General features: G+C 56.1%; 19 protein-coding genes. 10 read left to right on the plus strand and 9 right to left on the minus strand.

Going from position 1 to position 18,845, the window contains the following annotated elements:
• Nucleotides 1-37 precede the first annotated feature (37 nt).
• Both ttcA and galE read left to right on the plus strand, forming a co-directional pair.
• Nucleotides 38-895, plus strand: a complete 858-nt coding sequence (gene ttcA, locus ACH518_RS14340; RefSeq protein WP_140911275.1) for a tRNA 2-thiocytidine(32) synthetase TtcA — start codon at nucleotides 38-40, stop codon at nucleotides 893-895.
• A gap of 15 nt (nucleotides 896-910) precedes the next feature.
• Entirely contained in the window at nucleotides 911-1,957 is a 1,047-nt protein-coding gene (gene galE, locus ACH518_RS14345) for a UDP-glucose 4-epimerase GalE (protein ID WP_445370582.1), read from the plus strand.
• Here the strand turns inward: galE and ACH518_RS14350 are convergent.
• Both ACH518_RS14350 and ACH518_RS14355 read right to left on the minus strand, forming a co-directional pair.
• Complete coding sequence (locus ACH518_RS14350) at nucleotides 1,954-3,087, minus strand: DUF484 family protein (protein ID WP_445370583.1); 1,134 nt, start codon at nucleotides 3,085-3,087, stop codon at nucleotides 1,954-1,956. The genes galE and ACH518_RS14350 overlap by 4 nt on opposite strands.
• A 109-nt stretch (nucleotides 3,088-3,196) precedes the next feature.
• Nucleotides 3,197-3,556: a DnaJ domain-containing protein gene (locus ACH518_RS14355; RefSeq protein WP_445370584.1), complete on the minus strand. Its 360-nt coding sequence runs from the start codon at nucleotides 3,554-3,556 to the stop codon at nucleotides 3,197-3,199.
• Between the two features lie 207 nt (nucleotides 3,557-3,763).
• Here ACH518_RS14355 and mobB point away from each other — a divergent pair, with 207 nt between their 5' ends.
• On the plus strand, nucleotides 3,764-4,288 hold the full coding sequence (gene mobB, locus ACH518_RS14360) for a molybdopterin-guanine dinucleotide biosynthesis protein B (RefSeq protein WP_445370585.1): 525 nt from the start codon (nucleotides 3,764-3,766) through the stop codon (nucleotides 4,286-4,288).
• A complete protein-coding gene (gene moeA, locus ACH518_RS14365) occupies nucleotides 4,285-5,529 on the plus strand; it encodes a molybdopterin molybdotransferase MoeA (protein WP_445370586.1) in 1,245 nt (414 codons plus the stop codon). Before mobB ends, moeA begins: the two co-directional genes overlap by 4 nt.
• Nucleotides 5,530-5,578: 49 nt before the next feature.
• Here moeA and ACH518_RS14370 read toward each other — a convergent pair whose 3' ends face one another.
• Genes ACH518_RS14370 through ACH518_RS14380 form a run of 3 tightly spaced genes read right to left on the minus strand, consistent with a single transcriptional unit; the run spans nucleotide 5,579 to nucleotide 7,799 of the window.
• Nucleotides 5,579-6,307, minus strand: a complete 729-nt coding sequence (locus ACH518_RS14370; protein ID WP_140911269.1) for a DUF3581 domain-containing protein — start codon at nucleotides 6,305-6,307, stop codon at nucleotides 5,579-5,581.
• A gap of 14 nt (nucleotides 6,308-6,321) precedes the next feature.
• Nucleotides 6,322-6,645 carry a rhodanese-like domain-containing protein gene (locus ACH518_RS14375; protein ID WP_140911268.1) on the minus strand — a complete coding sequence of 108 codons (324 nt, stop codon included), beginning with the start codon at nucleotides 6,643-6,645 and terminating at the stop codon, nucleotides 6,322-6,324.
• Nucleotides 6,636-7,799, minus strand: coding sequence for a pyridoxal phosphate-dependent aminotransferase (locus ACH518_RS14380; RefSeq protein ID WP_445370587.1), 1,164 nt, complete (start codon nucleotides 7,797-7,799; stop codon nucleotides 6,636-6,638). Before ACH518_RS14380 ends, ACH518_RS14375 begins: the two co-directional genes overlap by 10 nt.
• Before the next feature lie 110 nt (nucleotides 7,800-7,909).
• On the opposite strand from ACH518_RS14380, the gene dksA reads away from it, so the two are divergent.
• The 4 genes from dksA to ACH518_RS14400 are packed head-to-tail and all read left to right on the plus strand — an operon-like array spanning nucleotide 7,910 to nucleotide 12,100.
• Nucleotides 7,910-8,341, plus strand: coding sequence for an RNA polymerase-binding protein DksA (gene dksA / locus ACH518_RS14385; protein ID WP_140911266.1), 432 nt, complete (start codon nucleotides 7,910-7,912; stop codon nucleotides 8,339-8,341).
• Nucleotides 8,290-9,249, plus strand: a complete 960-nt coding sequence (gluQRS, locus tag ACH518_RS14390; RefSeq protein WP_445370588.1) for a tRNA glutamyl-Q(34) synthetase GluQRS — start codon at nucleotides 8,290-8,292, stop codon at nucleotides 9,247-9,249. The genes dksA and gluQRS overlap by 52 nt, the downstream gene beginning before the upstream one ends.
• Before the next feature lie 15 nt (nucleotides 9,250-9,264).
• On the plus strand, nucleotides 9,265-11,205 hold the full coding sequence (acs, locus tag ACH518_RS14395) for an acetate--CoA ligase (protein WP_445370589.1): 1,941 nt from the start codon (nucleotides 9,265-9,267) through the stop codon (nucleotides 11,203-11,205).
• Nucleotide 11,206: 1 nt separating this feature from the next.
• Nucleotides 11,207-12,100 (plus strand): DMT family transporter, encoded by an 894-nt coding sequence (locus tag ACH518_RS14400; protein WP_445370590.1) that lies wholly within the window; start codon nucleotides 11,207-11,209, stop codon nucleotides 12,098-12,100.
• Nucleotides 12,101-12,118: 18 nt separating this feature from the next.
• Here ACH518_RS14400 and galU read toward each other — a convergent pair whose 3' ends face one another.
• Nucleotides 12,119-13,000: a UTP--glucose-1-phosphate uridylyltransferase GalU gene (galU, locus tag ACH518_RS14405; protein ID WP_445370591.1), complete on the minus strand. Its 882-nt coding sequence runs from the start codon at nucleotides 12,998-13,000 to the stop codon at nucleotides 12,119-12,121.
• A gap of 148 nt (nucleotides 13,001-13,148) precedes the next feature.
• Here galU and ACH518_RS14410 point away from each other — a divergent pair, with 148 nt between their 5' ends.
• Nucleotides 13,149-14,483: a TolC family outer membrane protein gene (locus ACH518_RS14410; RefSeq protein WP_445370592.1), complete on the plus strand. Its 1,335-nt coding sequence runs from the start codon at nucleotides 13,149-13,151 to the stop codon at nucleotides 14,481-14,483.
• Between the two features lie 39 nt (nucleotides 14,484-14,522).
• Here the strand turns inward: ACH518_RS14410 and ACH518_RS14415 are convergent, their stop codons facing one another.
• Nucleotides 14,523-14,651: an MFS transporter small subunit gene (locus tag ACH518_RS14415; protein ID WP_260839210.1), complete on the minus strand. Its 129-nt coding sequence runs from the start codon at nucleotides 14,649-14,651 to the stop codon at nucleotides 14,523-14,525.
• A gap of 13 nt (nucleotides 14,652-14,664) precedes the next feature.
• Nucleotides 14,665-16,059: an L-lactate MFS transporter gene (locus ACH518_RS14420; protein WP_445370593.1), complete on the minus strand. Its 1,395-nt coding sequence runs from the start codon at nucleotides 16,057-16,059 to the stop codon at nucleotides 14,665-14,667.
• Nucleotides 16,060-16,378: 319 nt separating this feature from the next.
• Between ACH518_RS14420 and ACH518_RS14425 the strand changes: the two genes are divergently transcribed.
• A complete protein-coding gene (locus ACH518_RS14425; protein WP_445370594.1) occupies nucleotides 16,379-18,661 on the plus strand; it encodes a TonB-dependent receptor in 2,283 nt (760 codons plus the stop codon).
• A gap of 3 nt (nucleotides 18,662-18,664) precedes the next feature.
• Here the strand turns inward: ACH518_RS14425 and ACH518_RS14430 are convergent, their stop codons facing one another.
• Nucleotides 18,665-18,817 carry a hypothetical protein gene (locus ACH518_RS14430; protein WP_445370595.1) on the minus strand — a complete coding sequence of 51 codons (153 nt, stop codon included), beginning with the start codon at nucleotides 18,815-18,817 and terminating at the stop codon, nucleotides 18,665-18,667.
• Nucleotides 18,818-18,845 lie beyond the last annotated feature (28 nt).

The following is an 18,845-nucleotide window of genomic DNA, read 5'->3' on the forward strand; positions in this document are numbered from 1 at the left end:
GGTCTGCACCTTTTGCCAGGCCGCCTCTCTTCCCACCATGTCCGATCCCAGCCAAAAATCCCGTACCCAGTTCAACAAACTGCAAAAGCGCCTGAGGCGCAGCGTCGGCGAGGCCATCGCCGATTACAACATGATCGAACCGGACGACAAGGTCATGGTTTGTCTATCCGGCGGCAAGGATTCGTACACCATGCTGGACATTCTGCTGAATTTGCAGAAAACCGCGCCGGTGAATTTCGAAATCATCGCCGTCAATTTGGACCAGAAACAGCCCGGCTTTCCCGAACACGTGTTGCCGGAATACCTGACATCGATCGGCGTACCGTTCCACATCATCGAACACGATACTTACAGCATCGTCAAACGCATCATTCCGGAAGGCCAGACCACCTGCAGCCTGTGCTCGCGGCTCCGGCGCGGCACGCTGTACGGCTTTGCCAGAGAACACAAAATCACCAAAATCGCGCTGGGCCACCACCGCGACGACATCATCGAGACCTTTTTTCTGAACCTGTTCTACGCCGGCAAACTGAAAGCAATGCCGCCGAAACTGCTCAGCGACGATAAACAGAATATCGTGATCCGGCCGCTGGCCTATTGCCGCGAAAAGGACATCAACCGCTTTGCTGCCTTCAAGCAGTTTCCGATCATTCCCTGCAATCTGTGCGGATCGCAGGAGAATTTGCAACGCAAGGCGATGAAGCAGATGTTGAACGCTTGGGACAAACAATTCCCCGGCCGGATCGAAACCATCTTCGCCGGCTTGCAAAACATCGCCCCGTCGCAAATGCTCGATACCGGCTTGTTCGACTTTGCCGGCCTGCGTCGCGATCCGAATTCAACCCTGGCCCGCGTCGTCTCCGACGAGCCGGGACTGGACATACTCGAACGCTAAACAGGGAACGGAAACATGGCTCAAACCATCCTAGTGACGGGCGGTACCGGCTACATCGGTAGCCATACCTGTGTGGAATTGCTGAATAACGGTTTCGATATCGTTATCGTCGACAATCTCAGCAACAGTAAAGTCGAGGCGCTCCGCCGCATCGAAACCATCACCGGCAAGGCGCCGGTGTTTTACCAAGCCGATATTACCGACGCCGCGGCCCTTGGCCGCATCTTCCACAACCACAGTGTCGACGCCGTCGTCCATTTTGCCGGCTTGAAAGCGGTCGGCGAATCCTGTCAGCAACCGCTCAGCTACTACCGCAACAACATTTACGGCACCCAGGTCTTGCTGGAAACGATGGCGGCAGCCGACGTCAAACGGCTGGTGTTCAGTTCGTCGGCGACCGTTTACGGCGACCCGCACACGGTGCCTATTTTGGAGAGTTTTCCGCTGCAAGCGACCAATCCCTACGGCCGCACCAAACTGTTCATCGAGGAAATTCTGCGCGACGCCAGCGTGGCGGATGGCTTGAACCAGACAGCCTATCCATGGCAAACCGTCGTCCTGCGTTACTTCAACCCGATCGGCGCCCACAGTAGCGGCCTGATCGGCGAGGACCCGAACGGCATCCCGAATAATCTGATGCCCTACTTGTCGCAGGTTGCGATCGGCAAATTGCCGATGCTGTCGATATTCGGCGACGACTATCCCACCGTCGACGGCACCGGAGTGAGGGATTACATCCACGTGGTCGATCTGGCCCAAGGTCACATCAAAGCCTTGCAATACCTGCTGAGCCAGCCGGCAGACGCCCCGGTCTGCGATGCCGTCAATCTGGGCACGGGTAACGGTTACAGCGTCTTGCAGATGGTCAACACCTTTATCCAGGTTACCGGACAGGACGTACCATATAAAATCGCGCCGCGCCGGGCCGGCGACGTCGCCGCCTGCTATGCCGATCCGAGTCTGGCCGCACAGAAACTGGGTTGGACAGCCGAACGCGATTTAACCCAAATGATCGCCGATACCTGGCGTTGGCAAAGCCAGAATCCGAACGGCTACCACTAAGCCGCATCCATCCTTAGCACCAGACCGCCGTTTTCGACTCGGTTACGGCCGTTGCGCTTGGCTTCGTAGAGCGCGGCATCGGCGGTCTGGATTAATTGCAGCGCAATCTCGGCTACCGGCTTTTTCAGGGCGAAAGCCGGTTGGTAAGTAGCGGCACCCAGCGAAATCGTCACCGGAATGGTTTGCTCGGCAAAGGTGATCCGCAAATCGGCGATACTGCCGCGAATCCGCTCAGCAATCTCGACCGTATGTTTGTTATCGCTTTGCGATAACAGCGCCACGAACTCCTCGCCGCCGTATCGGGCCAACACATCGTTGTTACGCAATTGTTTTTTGATCACCGTCGCCACGGCAGCCAACACGTGATCGCCGGCCTGATGGCCGTAGCCGTCATTGATGCGTTTGAAATAATCGATATCCATAAACAGACAGGATAGCGGATCACGAGTACGTTGGCTGCGGTCCAGTTCTTCTTCGATCCGCTGCTCCAAAAAACGCCGGTTATTGACGCCGGTTAACGGATCGATCAGGCTGGTGCGGCGTATGGTCTCCACGTTCAGGTTGTTTTCCAGGCAGATGCTGATCACCGACGCAATATGCTCGATGAAATCCGTAGCCATGCCCTGCACAAAACGGTCGCTACGGTAACTACCTAAATTCAAGGAACCGAGGTATTTATCGCGGCGCACCAAGGGGGCGATCACAACCGATGCCGGCTTTTTAGGCTGCGCTGCCGGAAAGAAACGCTCGCAGTCGTGATCGCGGTAACTGCCAAGCACCGGCTGCTTGCTGCCGACAAAGCCGGTATACAGCGGAGCCTCCTGATTCAGAAGCAGCAAGCCCTCGCGCCGCCGGTAATCGTAATGGTCACTGTCCAAATAGGCCGCGATTTCGTTCTTCGGATCGACCAACCACAAATTGACGACATCCAGACCGAACAGAATTTTGGTTTCGGCCAAAATGAATTCAATCATCTCCGCCAAAGTATTCATCGCCAATAGCCGCATTTCAAAGCTTTGCAGGCGTTTCAACGTCAGGCTGTTATGCTGCACGCGACTTAACATGCCGTCTAAATGACTCTCCAGTACGCGCAGTTCTGTAGTGATATCGTCTTCCAATGTCGGCCTCATCGGCATTTTCAAGCGCTTAAGACTAGCAGTTTTCGTAAAAAATTCACGCCGCGACAGCAATGGCAATTGCCTCGAAATGACCGCCGCACGGACTATCGTCGACTTGCCGTTACCGGCCCAACAGCGTTTTCTTGGCCTGGTTGATTTGTGCGGCCAAATAATCCGATCCGCCCCGATCGGGATGCATGCGGGATATCAAAATGCGATGAGCGTTGACAATTTCGGCCTCGGTGGCGCCGGGCTGCAAACCGAGAATTTGCAACGCCTGCTCCCGGGGCATATCCGTTGCGGACTTAGGCCGCGAATGGTCTTGGCCGGCATCCGGCCTATCCTGGAACAGCCGCCAGACTCTGTGCAACTGCGGGGCATAATTTAGGATGAACGGAATTGCTCTGACCATAAACGCCAACAGTACGCCTATCAGAGCCACCAAACCGTTCAACCTTCCAGTCAGCAACAGCACAGCCACTATGCAAACCGCCGAAACCCAAAGAATACGACGGAATTGACGCCTGGCCGCCTGCGACGGCGTTGTGATGTACCAGCGATAGGCTAAAACGCCAATTATCAGCACCAAAACTATTCCGATCCTTACCATTCTCGACGGGTCCTTTCTTAACACCGGTTTGCATAATAACTTAGAATACGTCGGCTTGGATTAACGACGTTTTTTCTAATGACCCATTGTGCTCCCCCGGTTTTGGGCTTTGCGGCCTACAGCGGCACCGGCAAAACCACGCTGTTGACCAAATTGATTCCGTTGCTGAAGGCAAAGTCGCTACAAATCGGCCTGATCAAACACAGCCACCATGATTTCGAAATCGACAAACCCGGTAAAGATAGCTACGAGCTGCGCAAATCCGGCGCAAATCCGGTGCTGCTGGTTTCGAAATACCGCCGAGCCATCGTCGAGGAACTCCCGCAAGATGAGGTAAAGCTGACTGATCAACTGGCCGCATTATCCGGTGTCGAGCTGGATCTGATTTTGGTCGAGGGATTCCGACACGAGGCGTTTCCGAAAATTGAACTGCACCGGCCAACGCTGGGCAAACCCTTACTCCAACCGAGCGACCCTTGGATCATCGCCGTAGCCAGCGACTCGCCGCTAGCGACGCCACCGGATTGCCCTTGGTTGGATCTGAACGACACCGATTCCATAGCCGACTTTATTCTGTACCAATTTTTGAGCCGCTCTCAGTGAACGATATCTGCTTCCCCCCCCAAAACACCCTCCTGTCCGCCGAGCAAGCGCTGTCGCGGATTCAACAAACCCTTGCCCCGATTGCCACCATAGAGTCGGTCGAGTTGAGTAGCGCATTGGGCCGAATCCTGACCACGGACGTGTTCGCTTCAATCGACATGCCGCCGCAGCCGAATGCGGCGATGGACGGCTACGCCTTTGCCGCCACCGGACTCTGCGGAGACGCCGAATTCAGCCTGCGCGTAGTCGGCACTGCCTGGGCCGGCAAACCTTTTACGGGTTCGCTGGCTCATGGCGAGTGCGTGCGCATATTTACCGGCGCGGTGGTGCCGGAAACGGCCGACAGCGTCGTGGCCCAAGAACAAACGCGTGTCGAAGCGGACCGCGTCTACTTTGCCGCGCCGTGTTTGTTTCAAAAAAACATTCGATCAGCCGGCAGCGATTTTAAGCGCCAAGAGAGGCTGATCGCGGCGCCGAAAAAGCTCAGTCCGCGCGACATTAGTTTGCTGGCGGCGGCTGGCATCAGTACCGTCGAAGTCAAAAGCCGTTTGCGAATCGGTTATTTTTCCACCGGCGACGAGCTGGCGCCGCTCGGTTCTGCATTGGCTATCGGCCAAATCTACGATAGCAACCGCTATTTGCTGGCGGCCTTGCTCGAAGACCCAAACTTCATGGCGAACGATTTGGGGGTGGTAAAAGACGATCCGGTCGCCTTGGAAGCCATGTTGGTTCAAGCGGCGGCGCAACACGACGCGCTGATTTCGACCGGCGGCGCGTCGGTAGGTGACGCCGACTACGTCAAACAGGTTCTGGAGAAATGCGGGCAAGTGCATTTTTGGAAACTCGCGATCAAACCCGGCAAGCCCTTGGCATTCGGCAAGATAAGCGACTGCTGGTTTTTCGGTCTGCCCGGCAATCCGATAGCGGTGCTGGTCACTTATAACAAATTCGTAAAACCCGGTCTTGATCGACTTCTCGGCGCCAGCCCCGCCAAGACGCTGCAGATAAGCGCCCGTAGCGACAGCGATCTGCGAAAAGTGCCGGGCCGCAGCGAATACCAACGCGGCGTGCTGCGGCAATTGGACAACGGCGAATTCGCGGTGACGGCCGCCGGCACCCAAGACTCGCATCAACTTAAGGTGGCCAGCGTAGCCAACTGTTTTATCGTGCTGTCCGCCGAATGCGATGGCGTTAAACGCGGCGATTGGGTGTTGGTGGAACCGTTCTCGCTCGATTTGTGATAGCGAAGCCGAACGCGAATATCCGCAATCCGGCTCGCCGCAGCCCAGCTTAAGCGTTCGCCGTGGCCAATTCGCCTAGATAGCCGTGTTTTCGGGCCAGATAGTCGTCGACGAAGGCTTGCATCGGTTCGGCTTCGTAATCGCGCAGGCCGCTGACGGCCAGCTTCTTGAATCCGGAACCAACCACTTCGCCATTCGCTTGGATTTGAAAATGCAAGTAAGCGGTAGCCCGCTTACCGTTGACTTCCATTGTCGGCTCCAGCATTTCCAGCTTGGGCTTGGCAAAATCCAGCCGGCTTAAATTCAAGGTCATGCTCTCGTATATGACCAACGGCCGGTCTATGTTGAACATCACCTGTTCCTTGGCCAATAACGGCACCAACACGTACGGGAAGTTCTGCCCGGAAAACGCCACATAATCCCGAATCAGAGTTTCAATTAGCTCCGGATCGCGGGTCAGGCTGCCGGAACGCTGGATTTGCAGGTAAGTTTTACCCTGATTATCGGTAACATCGATCTGTTCCGCATCGGTGTCGGGAAAGTTAAGCAGCACCCCGTGGCCGACCATTCCGGAAAACGTGAAATGCATATTGCTGCTCAAACCGTATTTTTCCAACACCAGGGAAAACAGCAAATCGCCCGGTACGCAAAAACGCTTGGCATCTTCATCGTGCAGCGGATTGAAGTCGTGCGCGACTTCTTTGGCGAACATACTGGCTTGGGCAGCGCTAATCGCGACACAGCCATCCTGAATTGCATAGAATTCTTTTAAAAACATAGATTTATTATTTATTAATAACGAGGAACCGAAGAGTCGCAGACTAGCGACCAAGCATCGATACCGCCGCGTAAATTGATCAAACGTTCAAAGCCGGCATGTTGCAGATAATTACACGCTTGTTGGCTACGCATGCCATGGTGGCAAATTGCCACGATATCCCGGTCGGTCGGTATCTCGTCCAGCCGTTGCGGGATTTGCTGCAATGGAATCAATACGCTACCGGCAATTTTGGCATAGGCAAACTCGTGCGGCTCGCGCACGTCGAGCAACAGCGGCGGCGCTTCTTCCTGCAAACGCTGGCGAAGTTGTTCGGGCGTATATTGGCTTATCGGCATATGAATCGTTCCAGTCTGGTGAGAGCGGCGGCCATTCTATCGATTGAGGCGGTATATGCAAACCGAATATGGCGATTGGCCAGATGTTCGCCGAAATCTTTGCCGGGGGTTACGGCTACGCCCTCGGTTTCCAATAGACCTCTGGCAAAATCGAAACTGTCGCTGCAAAACTCGCTGCAATCGGCGTAAATGTAAAAAGCCCCTTGCGGCTTACAGGCAATTTTAAACCCCAAACCCAGCAGGTTATCGTAAAGAAAGTCGCGCCGCGCCGCAAACTCGTCGCGCCGTCGGCGCAATTCGTCCATGTTCTCCGGACTGAAGGACGCCAGCGCCGCATATTGCGAGTGAGTCGGTGTGGCGATGAAAATATTTTGCGCCAACTTTTCCACCGCGTCGATGAAGTCCTCCGGCACTATCAGCCAGCCCACCCGCCAGCCGGTCATCCCGAAAAACTTGGAAAAACTGTTGATGACAAAGACTTCGTCGCTAAACCGCAAGGCGGTTTCAGCGGCAGCGCCGTATACCAAGCCATGATAAATCTCATCGGAATAAAAACATCCGTCCAACGCTCTGACTTCCGCCACCGCAGCTTGCAAATCGGCATGACTGATCAGGGTGCCGGTAGGATTGGACGGCGACGCGATCAGCGCACCTTTGCATTGCGGCTGCCAGTGGCGCTGAATCAGCTCAGCGTTCAACTGGTAGCCAGTGTCGGCTCCGACCGGCACGAAATGCGTGCTTGCGTCGAACAGCCTGACAAAATTATCGTTGCACGGATAACAGGGATCGGCCATCAGCAGTTTATCGCCAGGATTCAGGCTGGTGGCAAACGCCAACAGGAAAGCGCCGGACGCGCCAGGCGTTATAAATACCCGGCGCGGGTCCAGATCGACACCGTACTGAGTACGGTAAAAATCGGCCACTGCAGCGCGCAATTCGGGCAAGCCGGCTGCAGCGGTGTATTTGACTTCGCCTTTGCTGAGAAAACGGTTACCGGCCTCCAGCACCAACGGCGGGGTGGCAAAATCCGGTTCGCCGATTTCCATGTGAATGATATCCCGGCCCTGCCGCTCCAGTTCCTTGGCGCGCTGTAATAATTCCATCACATAAAACGAACTGATACCGCGCATCCTGTCGGCGACGTGCTGTTTCATAATCCAGTATCCGGGTAGAGGTAAAGCTTTGGCATGATAACAAACTTCTTGCTTGCCCCCGGCTATTCTGATAAAAAGCCCCGATTTTTTAGACCGCCAGGAGTCATTGGATGAACAATTCTAACCCTGCAGCAGCGGAATTTACTTTTAAGCCTTATGAGGAAAAAGAAGGCGAAGAGTACATGAACGAAGCGCAGTTAAAACACTTTTCCGCCATCTTGAACAAATGGAAATCCGAACTGATGATAGAGGTGGACCGGACGGTTCACCACATGCAGGACGAAGCGGCAAACTTTCCGGATCCTAACGATCGCGCCACGCAAGAATCCGAATTCAGTCTTGAACTGCGCACTCGCGACCGCGAGCGCAAATTGATCAAAAAAATCGATGAAGCGCTGAAAGAAATCGAGTCCGGCAATTACGGCTACTGCGAAACCTGTGGTATCGAAATCGGCATCCGCCGCCTGGAAGCCAGACCGACCGCAACCTTGTGCATCGATTGCAAGACACTGGACGAAATCAGGGAAAAGCAATTAGGCTAGAACCAGCCCCACCTCACCCCTATATCGGCCGGTTTGCGCCCTCGCCTACCGGCCCGCTTCATCTTGGCTCCCTTTACACCGCGCTGGCCAGCTATCTCGATGCCCGCCACCAAAACGGCTTATGGCTGCTGCGTATCGACGACGCCGACACTCCGCGCAACATGCCCGGCGCGGCGGAGCGGATTTTAGATTGTCTGGCGGCATTCGGGCTGAATTGGGACAAAGAGGCCGATTATCAAAGCCGGCATTTAAGCCAATACCACCAAGCGCTCGCCGAATTGCGGCAGCAAGATGCGGTGTATCCCTGTAGTTGTAGCCGGAGTTCGTTAGCCGCTGCCGGGCCGATTTACCCCGGCCACTGCCGGCTAAGGTCGCAGCAAACCGACCATCCGGCCGCATTGCGAGTCAAAGCAATGCCGGTATGCGTCGAATTTTGCGACGGTTTGCAAGGCGCTATCCGCGAGAATATCGCTGAGCAACACGGCGACTTTGTCGTGCTGCGCAAGGACGGCATCGTCGCCTACCAGTTGGCTGTCGTGGTGGACGACCAGCGCCAAGCTATCACGCACATCGTCCGCGGCTGCGACTTACTCGAGTCCACACCGAAACAAATATACTTGCAAAAACTGCTCGGCTTCCCGGAACCGAACTACCTGCATGTGCCGGTCATCGTCGATCGTGCCGGGCAAAAACTCAGCAAACAAACCCGAGCCGAAGCAGTGACCGCAACATCGCCGCGCCAAACCTTGTTCATGCTGTTAAGCTTACTCGGCCAAAATCCGCCGCCAACGCTGAAACAGGCCGAAATTCCGGCGATATTAGACTGGGCCGTTGCTCACTGGTCGCCGGAGCCTTTACGCGGCGTCCGCAGCGTCAGCCTGGACTCGCCGCCCAGTAACCAGACTTAGCACAAGGAGTAAAACATGTCAGATCAAAAAACCTATCCGGTATCCCCCGAAGTCGCGGCCAACGCGCATATCGATGCAGCGGCATACCAGCAGCTATATCGGCAATCGGTCGAACAACCGGAGGTTTTTTGGGCAGAACAAGCCGTGCGGTTTCTGGACTGGCAAACACCTTGGCACACCGTACTGCAATACGACTACCCCAAAGGCGAGATTGCATGGTTCGTCGGCGGCAAATTGAATGTCACCGTCAACTGTCTGGACCGCCATTTGCCGCACCGCGCCGACCAGATCGCGATTATTTGGGAAGGCGACGATCCGGCCGACAGCCGCGCGCTGACTTATCGAGAGCTGTACGAACAGGTCTGTAAATTCGCCAATGTCCTGAAAAATCACGGCGTCGGCAAGGGCGACCGAGTCTGCATCTACTTGCCGATGATCGCCGAAGCGGCGGTGGTGATTCTGGCCTGCGCCAGGATCGGCGCGGTCCATTCCATCGTCTTCGGCGGCTTTTCGGCAGATGCCTTGCGCGATCGGGTGATCGACGCCGATTGCCGGATACTGATCTGCGCTGACGAAAGTTTCCGTGGCGGCAAAATCGTCCATTCCAAGCTGAATGTCGACAAAGCTGCGGATCAGTGCCCGAATTTGAGTAAAGTCATCGTCATCAAACATACCGGCCACGACATTCCCTGGCACGATCAGCGCGATATCTGTTACTACACCGAGATGGCAACCGCTGCCGCCACTTGCCCGGCGGAAATGATGGACGCGGAAGACCCGTTGTTCATCCTCTATACGTCCGGCTCGACCGGCCAACCGAAGGGCGTGTTGCACAGCACCGGCGGTTACTTGCTGTATGCGGCAATGACCCACAAATACGTGTTCGATTACCAGGAAGGCGAAGTCTATTGGTGTACTGCCGATATCGGCTGGATCACCGGCCATTCCTACGTGCTTTACGGGCCGTTGTGCAACGGCGCCACCACGTTGATGTTCGAAGGCGTACCGACCCATCCGCATCCGGACCGGTTTTGGCAAGTCATCGACAAACACCGGGTCAATATCTTTTACACGGCACCGACCGCGATCCGGGCGCTGATGGCGCAGGGCGACGAATTCGTCAACCGTACCCAACGCACTTCGTTGCGCATTCTGGGCAGCGTCGGCGAACCGATAAACCCGGAAGCCTGGGAATGGTATTACCACGTAGTCGGCAACAAGCGCTGTCCGTTGGTCGATACCTGGTGGCAAACCGAAACCGGCGGCATCCTGATCACACCGCTACCCGGCGCCACAACCTTGAAGCCGGGCTCGGCTACTTTGCCCTTTTTCGGCGTACAGCCGGCCATTCTCGACCAGGACGGTCATGAACTGGAAGGAGAAGCCGAAGGCATTCTGGTGTTGACTCAGCCCTGGCCGGGCCAGGCGCGGACGGTCTATGGCGATCACCAACGTTTCGTCGATACCTACTTCAGCAAATTCCCCGGCTATTATTTTGCCGGCGACGGCGCCCGCCGCGACCAGGATGGCTACTACTGGATCACCGGCCGCATCGACGACGTGTTGAACGTATGCGGCCACCGCTTGGGAACTGCCGAAATCGAAAGCGCCCTGGTGCTGCACGATCTGGTGGCCGAAGCGGCCGTGGTCGGCTTTCCGCATCCGATCAAAGGCCAGGGCATCTATGCCTACGTCACGTTGAACGTTGGCGTCGAAGGCAGTAGCAGCCTGAAAGGCGAGTTGAAAGATTTGGTCAGAGAGGAAATCAGTGCCATCGCCCTGCCCGATCTGATTCAGTGGGCGCCCAGCCTGCCGAAGACTCGCTCCGGTAAAATCATGCGCCGGATTTTGCGCAAGATTGCCGCTAACGAATTTCACGATTTGGGCGACACCTCGACCCTGGCCGATCCGTCGGTGGTCGAGCAATTGATCGCCAACCGCTTGAAACTGCCTTAAGTTGAATATTCGCCTCGGTCTGGCCTATATCGGCGTGGTGTTGATCTGGACCACGACGCCGCTGGCCATCCAATGGAGCAGCGTAGGCGCCGGCTTCGTATTCGCGGCCACGGCGCGGATGAGCATCGGCCTGAGTTGCCTGTTATTGCTGTGCTTGGTGGCGCGTCGCCGGATACCGCTGCGCCGGCCGGCCTTGACCAGCTACTTCGCCGTGGCGGTACAACTCTACGGCAGCATGCTGGTGACCTATTGGTCCGCTCGATTCGTCCCCTCCGGCTGGATATCAGTCATATTCGGCCTCAGCCCATTCATGACCGCATTCATGGCCGCTGCCTACTTGAAAGAACGCAGCCTGGGTTGGGGCAAGCTGTTCGCTTACAGCCTGGGCGTTTGCGGCCTGCTGATCATGTTCAATTCGGCGCTGGAACTGAACGAGCAAGCAATAACCGGTCTGATCGGGGTGTTGGTCGCCACCTTTATCCACGCCGCCAGCGCGGTCTGGGTCAAACAAATCGATGCCGGTCTTGGGGCGTTGCCGTTGGTCACCGGCGGCTTGTCGATCGCGGTCCCGCTGTACCTGGCGACCTGGTATGGCATGGAAGGCTTGGCATTCCCGCAAGACATCGAGCCGAAGGCGCTGTATTCGATTATTTACCTTGGAGTCATCGCCACCACGCTGGGTTTTGCGCTGTATTACTTCGTGCTGAACAACATGCCGGCCACCAACGTGGCGATGATGAATCTGCTGACGCCGGTCATGTCCTTGTTTTTGGGTTACAGCGTGAATCAAGAACCGATCACGCCGACCACGCTGGCCGGCACGGCGCTGATTATGCTGGCTCTATTGATTTACGAAACGGTAAACCGACGGCAAGCCCGGAACGGCCGCGGTTAGCCGTTCCGGCCGCCACAATCAGATTTTAGCGACGCGCTGTTTCAGGTATTGGCCGAACTCTTGGTTGATTTCCTGGTGCAGCAAGCCGTATTCGACGTTGGCTAACAGGAAACCGAATTTGGAACCGCAGTCGTAACGGTTACCTTCGAATTCGTAAGACAGGACTTGTTCGTCTTTCATCAACGCTGCGATCGCGTCGGTCAATTGAATTTCGCCGCCGGCGCCGCGGCCGGTGCTCTCGATTTTCTCGAAGATCGCCGGTGTCAGGATATAGCGACCGACAACGGCGATGTTGGAAGGCGCTACTTCCGGCTTCGGTTTTTCGACAATCGAGCTGAGCTTGCCGACCCGCGGCGCGGTTTCGCTGTGTTCGACGATGCCGTATTTATGGGTTTCGGTCGGATCGACCCGCTCCACCCCCAGGATACTGCTTTGCTCTTTTTCGAACAGATCCACCATCTGCTTCAGACAGCCGCGGCTGCCGTCTTCGATCAGGTCGTCCGGCAAAATCACCGCGAACGGCTCGTTACCGACCACCGGTTTGGCGCAATGTACGGCGTGGCCCAGACCCAAGGCTTCGGCCTGGCGCACGAACACACACGAGACGTGCGGCGGCAGCAAGCCGCGCAGCATGTTCAGCAAGCCGGTCTTGCCGCTTTTTTCCAGCTCTTTTTCCAACTCGTAAGACTTGTCGAAATGGTTGGCGATCGACTCCTTGTTACGGCCGATGACGAACACCATGGTGTCGATGCCGGCCGCGACCGCTTCCTCAACCGCATATTGGATCAGCGGTTTATCCACGATCGGCAGCATTTCCTTGGCAACGGCCTTGGTGGCAGGCAAGGAACGGGTTCCAAGCCCGGCGGCTGGAAAAACGACTTTAGTGATTTTCTGACTCATAGTGACTCTTTTCAGGTTTCAGTTTGGTTTTGACGGATAAATGATGTGTGCCTAACCTTATGGCACTCTTAGTGAATTAAACACTGTCGCCGGGCTATTTTAGGCGATAATGATTATTTATTTTTACCCGTCCGCACGAGATATAGCAATGACAAGAACGTTATGCACGCTTTTGGTGGCGTTAATCCCGGTTAAGTTGGCTTTCAGCCAGGATTTGCTGGAGACCTTCCAATTGGCAAAAGCCAACGATCCCGATTTCAAAAGTTCGGATATCAACAAACTGGCGACGGCCGAAATCAAATCGCAAAGCATTGCACAGATGTTGCCTAAGCTCTCGTTCAATGCCAACAGCAGCCGCAATCGGCTGGAAAGTACCAGCTTCCTGGGTACCACCTTGCAGCATTATTGGGATAGCAAGTTGGGCTTCAACTTAACACAACCGGTCTTTCACTGGGAGCACTGGGTGCAATTGGACCAGGCCGACAACAAAATCGCCCAGGCCGAAGCCCAATTTCAGGCCAAATACCAGAACCTGATGCGACGCACCGCGGAAGCTTATTTCAACATTCTGGCGGCGCAAGACAATCTGGAATTTGCCGTCGCCGAGAAAAAAGCCATCGAAAAGCAGTTAGAACAAGCCAAGCAACGGTTCGACGTCGGCATCATCGCCATCACCGACGTTTACGAAGCTCAAGCCGGCTACGATCGGGCGCTGGCCAGCGAAATCGAAGCGCAAAACCTGCTCGACAACAGCAAGGAAGCGCTACGGGAGATCGTCGGCGACAACGCTGCCGATTTGGAGGGTCTGCAACCGGAAATTCCGCTGTCGCCGCCGGCGCCGGAGGATTTGTCGTCCTGGGCCAATTCCGCCGAGAACAATAATTTTTCGATCGTCGCTCAAATCAACCAGACTGAATACATCAGAAAGAACATCGATTTACAGGAATCCAAGCACATGCCGACCCTGGATATCGTCGCTCAATACAACGAAATGGATACCGGCAACCAATACGGCCTGCGCGGCGACAGCCAAAGCTTCGGGCTGCAATTGAATCTGCCGCTGTACGAAGGCGGCGGCGTCTCGTCGCGGGTGCGCCAAGCCGAGCACGAGTACCAAGCGGCCAAGGAAGACCTGACCAAGGTCAAGCGCAGCGTCAACCGCGGCGTCAAGGACGCCTTTCGCGGCGTGGTTTCCAGCGTCAGCCGGGTCAAGGCGCTAGATGCCACCAGCAAATCGGCCGACATGGCGGTACAAGCCGCCGAAGCCGGCTTCGAAGTCGGCACCCGGACCATGGTCGACGTGTTGACCGAGCAACGCAATCTGTACAAAGCCAAAAGCGATTACGCCAGAAGCCGTTACGACTACCTCATCAATGGCATCAAATTGAAGGAAGCGGCCGGCAGTTTGAGTGAAGTGGATTTGGAAGTGGTCAACCAATATCTGCACCATGCGGCGGGCGCGGAAAAATCCGGTTCCCGTTGAGCCACCGCATCAGCCGGGCCGCAGCGGCTGGATGCAGATTTAGCCGAATAAAGCCAAAGCTTTCTTGACCGTGGACCAGACGCCCCAGGCCAGCGGCAGTAATACGTAAAGCCAAAACAAGGCCACGAGCAGCGGACTGGAGGGTTGGTGATTTTGCGGATTGTTCATAATTGGTCTCGGTTCAGTGATCGGTCTCGCCGGCTGGATAAATACCGTCCAGTTCGTCGAAATCATCGTGTTTCATATGGTGCTTTTCATGCACCGGCCGAATCGCCAGATTCGCGGCAAATCCAACCAGCAACAGCCCGGCCATGATGTACATCGTCATGTTATAGGCTTCAGCTTTGGCCACGCCTTGGCCAATCTGATATTCGCGCAGATAGTTGACCAACACCGGACCCAACACGCCGGCCGTGGACCAGGCCGTCAGCAGCCGGCCGTGGATGCCGCCGACGAAACGGGTACCGAATATATCGGCCAGATAAGCCGGGATGGTCGAGAATCCGCCGCCGTACATGCTCATGATCAATGCATACAGCAGCACGAACATCGCCATATTGCCGGCCATGCCCATAGTCGGAATCGTTGCATACAGCACCGCGCCGACCGCAAAGAAAATCATGTAGGTATGCTTGCGGCCCAGATAATCCGACGCCGACGACCAGAAAAAGCGGCCGCCCATATTGAACAAACTCAGTAAGCCGACGAAGCCGGCCGCGGCGGCCGGCGTTACCGAGCCCTTGAACATTTCCTGAATCATCACCGAAGCCTGGCCTAACACGCCGATACCGGCGCTGACGTTCAGGCACAACACCAGCCACAACAAGTAAAACTGCGGCGTTTTCAGCGCCTGATCGATATGCACGTGTTTGTCGGTAATCATTTTGTTGGCGACGACCGGCGGCGTCCAGCCCTCGGGCAGCCAATCAGCGGGCGGAATCCGGATCGCCAATGCCCCGATCAACATCGAGCAAAAATACACGGCACCCATCACCAAAAACGCTTCGCTCACCCCGACCGACGTTGCCGATTTGAATTGGTCCATCAACCACACCGATAACGGCGCACCGATCATCGCGCCGCCGCCGAAACCCATGATAGCCATGCCGGTAGCCATGCCGCGTCGGTCCGGAAACCATTTGATCAAGGTCGATACCGGCGACACGTAACCCAAGCCCAGGCCGATGCCGCCGATCACGCCATAACCCAGATAAAGCAACCCGATCTCATGCAGTTTGACGCCAAGCGCGGCGATAAAAAATCCGCCGCCGAAGCAACAGGCCGCAACGAACATGGTCAGCCGCGGGCCGACTTTTTCCAACCATTTGCCGCCGAATGCGGCGGACAAGCCCAGAAAGACGATGGCTAAACTGAAGATCCAACCCAGTTCGGTTAATTTCCAATCGTCGGGAGCCGAAGCGCCAATGCCGATGACACGGGTCAGCGGATCGTTGAATACGCTGAACGCATAGGCCTGGCCAATGCATAGATGTACCGACAGTGCGGCTGGCGGGGCCAGCCAACGGCTATAGCCTGACCGGGCGATAATACGCTGCTTCGAGAAAAATCCTGCCATTTGCTGAGTCCTTAACCGATTTCAGAAATTCCGAACGCCGAATGTCCGGCCAAGCCGCCATTTTAACAACACCCAAGGCTGCAACGAAAATCGATTACTTACGGCATATCCCCTAGTCGAACCGGATTATAAAACATAGTTTAATTGACTCGGGCCTCCGCAGGCCAGAGCCGGCGCCGGCTGCGGAACTGGTCCGTTACTTGCGTTTCCGAGCCCTGGTATTACGCATACTTCTATCCCATTTCAAAACGTAACCGATTCGGCAACCATGACAAAACACTACCGGGCCCCCGGGCGTCAATTCACAGTACTCATCAACATGTCCATTTTGGCTTGCGGCATCAACGCCGCACTTGCCGCCGACGGCAGCGCTGCAGAAGAGGAGCAGAAGCAACCCGCAAAACAAGAAAAACAAGAAAAACCGGCGACACCGAAAGCCGCCACACAGACCCTGGAAGCAATGACGGTGGTCGGCACTGCGCCGTTAAATCCACCCAACCAAAAACCGCAATTGGATAGCGAAGCGGTCACCGGTAGCCGTCTGGGCTTGACGCCGCGGGAAACGCCGGCCTCGATCACGATCATCGACCGCGCCACCTTCGAAAAACGCGGCGCGCAAACCACGCAGGAAGCCCTGGAGAGAGCGCCGGGCATCATCGTATCGTCTCAACCCGGCTCTGCCGGTTCGGTATCGATGCGCGGTTTCAGCGGAGCGCAAATCACCCAGTTATTCAACGGCATCACGGTACAGTACGATGTGGTTGCGGCCAGGCCGCTGGACAGTTGGCTGATCGAACGGGAAGAAGTATTGGGCGGACCGTCCACCTTTCTCTATGGGCAAGGTGCCGTTGGCGGTTCGATCAATTACGTCAGCAAGATCGCCCAACGCGGCCCGGACCGCCATAGCGCACTGGTTTCGCTCGGCGAATATCTGAACCGGCGGGCTTCTTACGGATTTAACGGTCGGCTCGGCAACACCGATAACTGGTTGCAGGCCGATATCAGTTACCTCGGCTCCGAAGGTTATATCGATCGGACCGAGGCCAATTCCGGTGCCATGTCGTTTTCGTTGTTGAGCGACATCACCTCCAAGCTGTCCCACACCATCGCCTTCGAGCACCAATTGGAAGACCGCGACTCCTATTGGGGGACGCCGGTACTGAATCCGACGGTTGGCGGTCGGATCGTCCCGTGGGGAACCCCTGGTCTGGGCCCAATCGAAGGCCAAATCGATCCGAACACCCGTTTCAGAAATTACAACGCCGCCAGCCCCACATTCGACCAACAGGTGTTCTGGCTACGCGACATCGTCGATTACCAGTTGTCGGAAAATACTCAGTTCAAAAACACGTTTTATTACTACAAGGCCGACCGGCAATGGTTGAACGTCGAAGGCTACGACTGGAACGCCAGCAACACCCAAATCATTCGCAACCGGTCGTTTGCGGTCAACCACGACCAAGCCCTAGTGGGCAACCGTTTCGAAATTGTCCACAGCGACCGCTGGTTTAACTTGCCGTCGAAATTCTCGGCCGGTATCGACGTCGCCTACAACAAACAAACCCGGGCGCCCAGCATGGAGAGCCCGAACGGCACGGTCAGTACCGTCGATCCCTACAATTTCAGCGTAGGCAGCTACTACGATTATCCGGCTGCTACCGGTCCGGTGCCGAACGCTCGCAACGAGCTGTATACCGTCGCCGGCTACGCCGAAAACCGACTGACGCTGGTACCTGATTTGAATCTGATCACCGGCTTGCGGGTGGACGATATCCGGCTGGATGCGGTCAACCTGCGCACAGGAATCGTACCGCCCACCGCGACTACGCCGGCCGCGTTCGGTCGCCGCTGGACCGCGGTGACTTGGCGCGCGGCGCTGATGTACGACATCACCTCCACCTTCAACGTGTATGCCCAATACAGCACTGCCGCCGATCCGCCTTCCGGCATCCTTACCACCGGCACCTTCGCCGCCTTGCGCGATTTCGACCTGACCACCGGCCGTCAGGCGGAAATCGGTACCAAATTCGATTTCTGGGACGGTAAAGGTTCGGCAACCTTGGCCGGTTATTACATCGAACGTAAAAACCTGTCGATGACCGACCCGTCCGACCGTAACCGGGTGTTGCCGATCGGGGCACAATCCTCCGCCGGTATGGAAGCGAATATCGGCGTGCAATTAACCCCGGAATGGAGCATGCAGGGCAATATGGCTTATGTCGACGCCCAATACGACAAGTTTCTGGAAACCGTCAATAACACCACCATCGTTTCCCGAAAGGGCAACCGGCCGACCAACGTTGCCAAATGGGTCGCGAACGCCTGGCTGACCTGGGATTTCGACCCGGACTGGCAATGGAACTTCGGCTCCCGTTATGTCGGCGACCGCTTCGTCGATACCAGCAACATTATCAAGGCCCCGGCATTCGCGGTATTCGATACCCAGTTGGCCTGGAAATTCAACCCGCACGCGACCGTTACCGCCCGCGTAAAAAATCTGTCCGACGAACAATATGTGGAATGGGGCAGCGGCGGCAACGCACCGTTATTTTTCATTGCCGCGCCGCGCACCTTCATGATGGAATTGAAACTGGATTTCTGAACCCTAGCCGTCCCTGCCGCCGCTACGCACAACACCATCGTCGGCGTAGCGGTAACGGGTGGCGGCGAACAGCGCCGGCAATGCTTCTTTTTCAGCGCCAGCAATGCTAAATTCCCGGCTTAACTTTTTTAGCGGCCTGATTATGATCGGATTCATTGCCTGTAGCATTGCCCTCGCGGTTTTA

It is taken from the genome of Methylomonas sp. HW2-6, assembly GCF_052474525.1.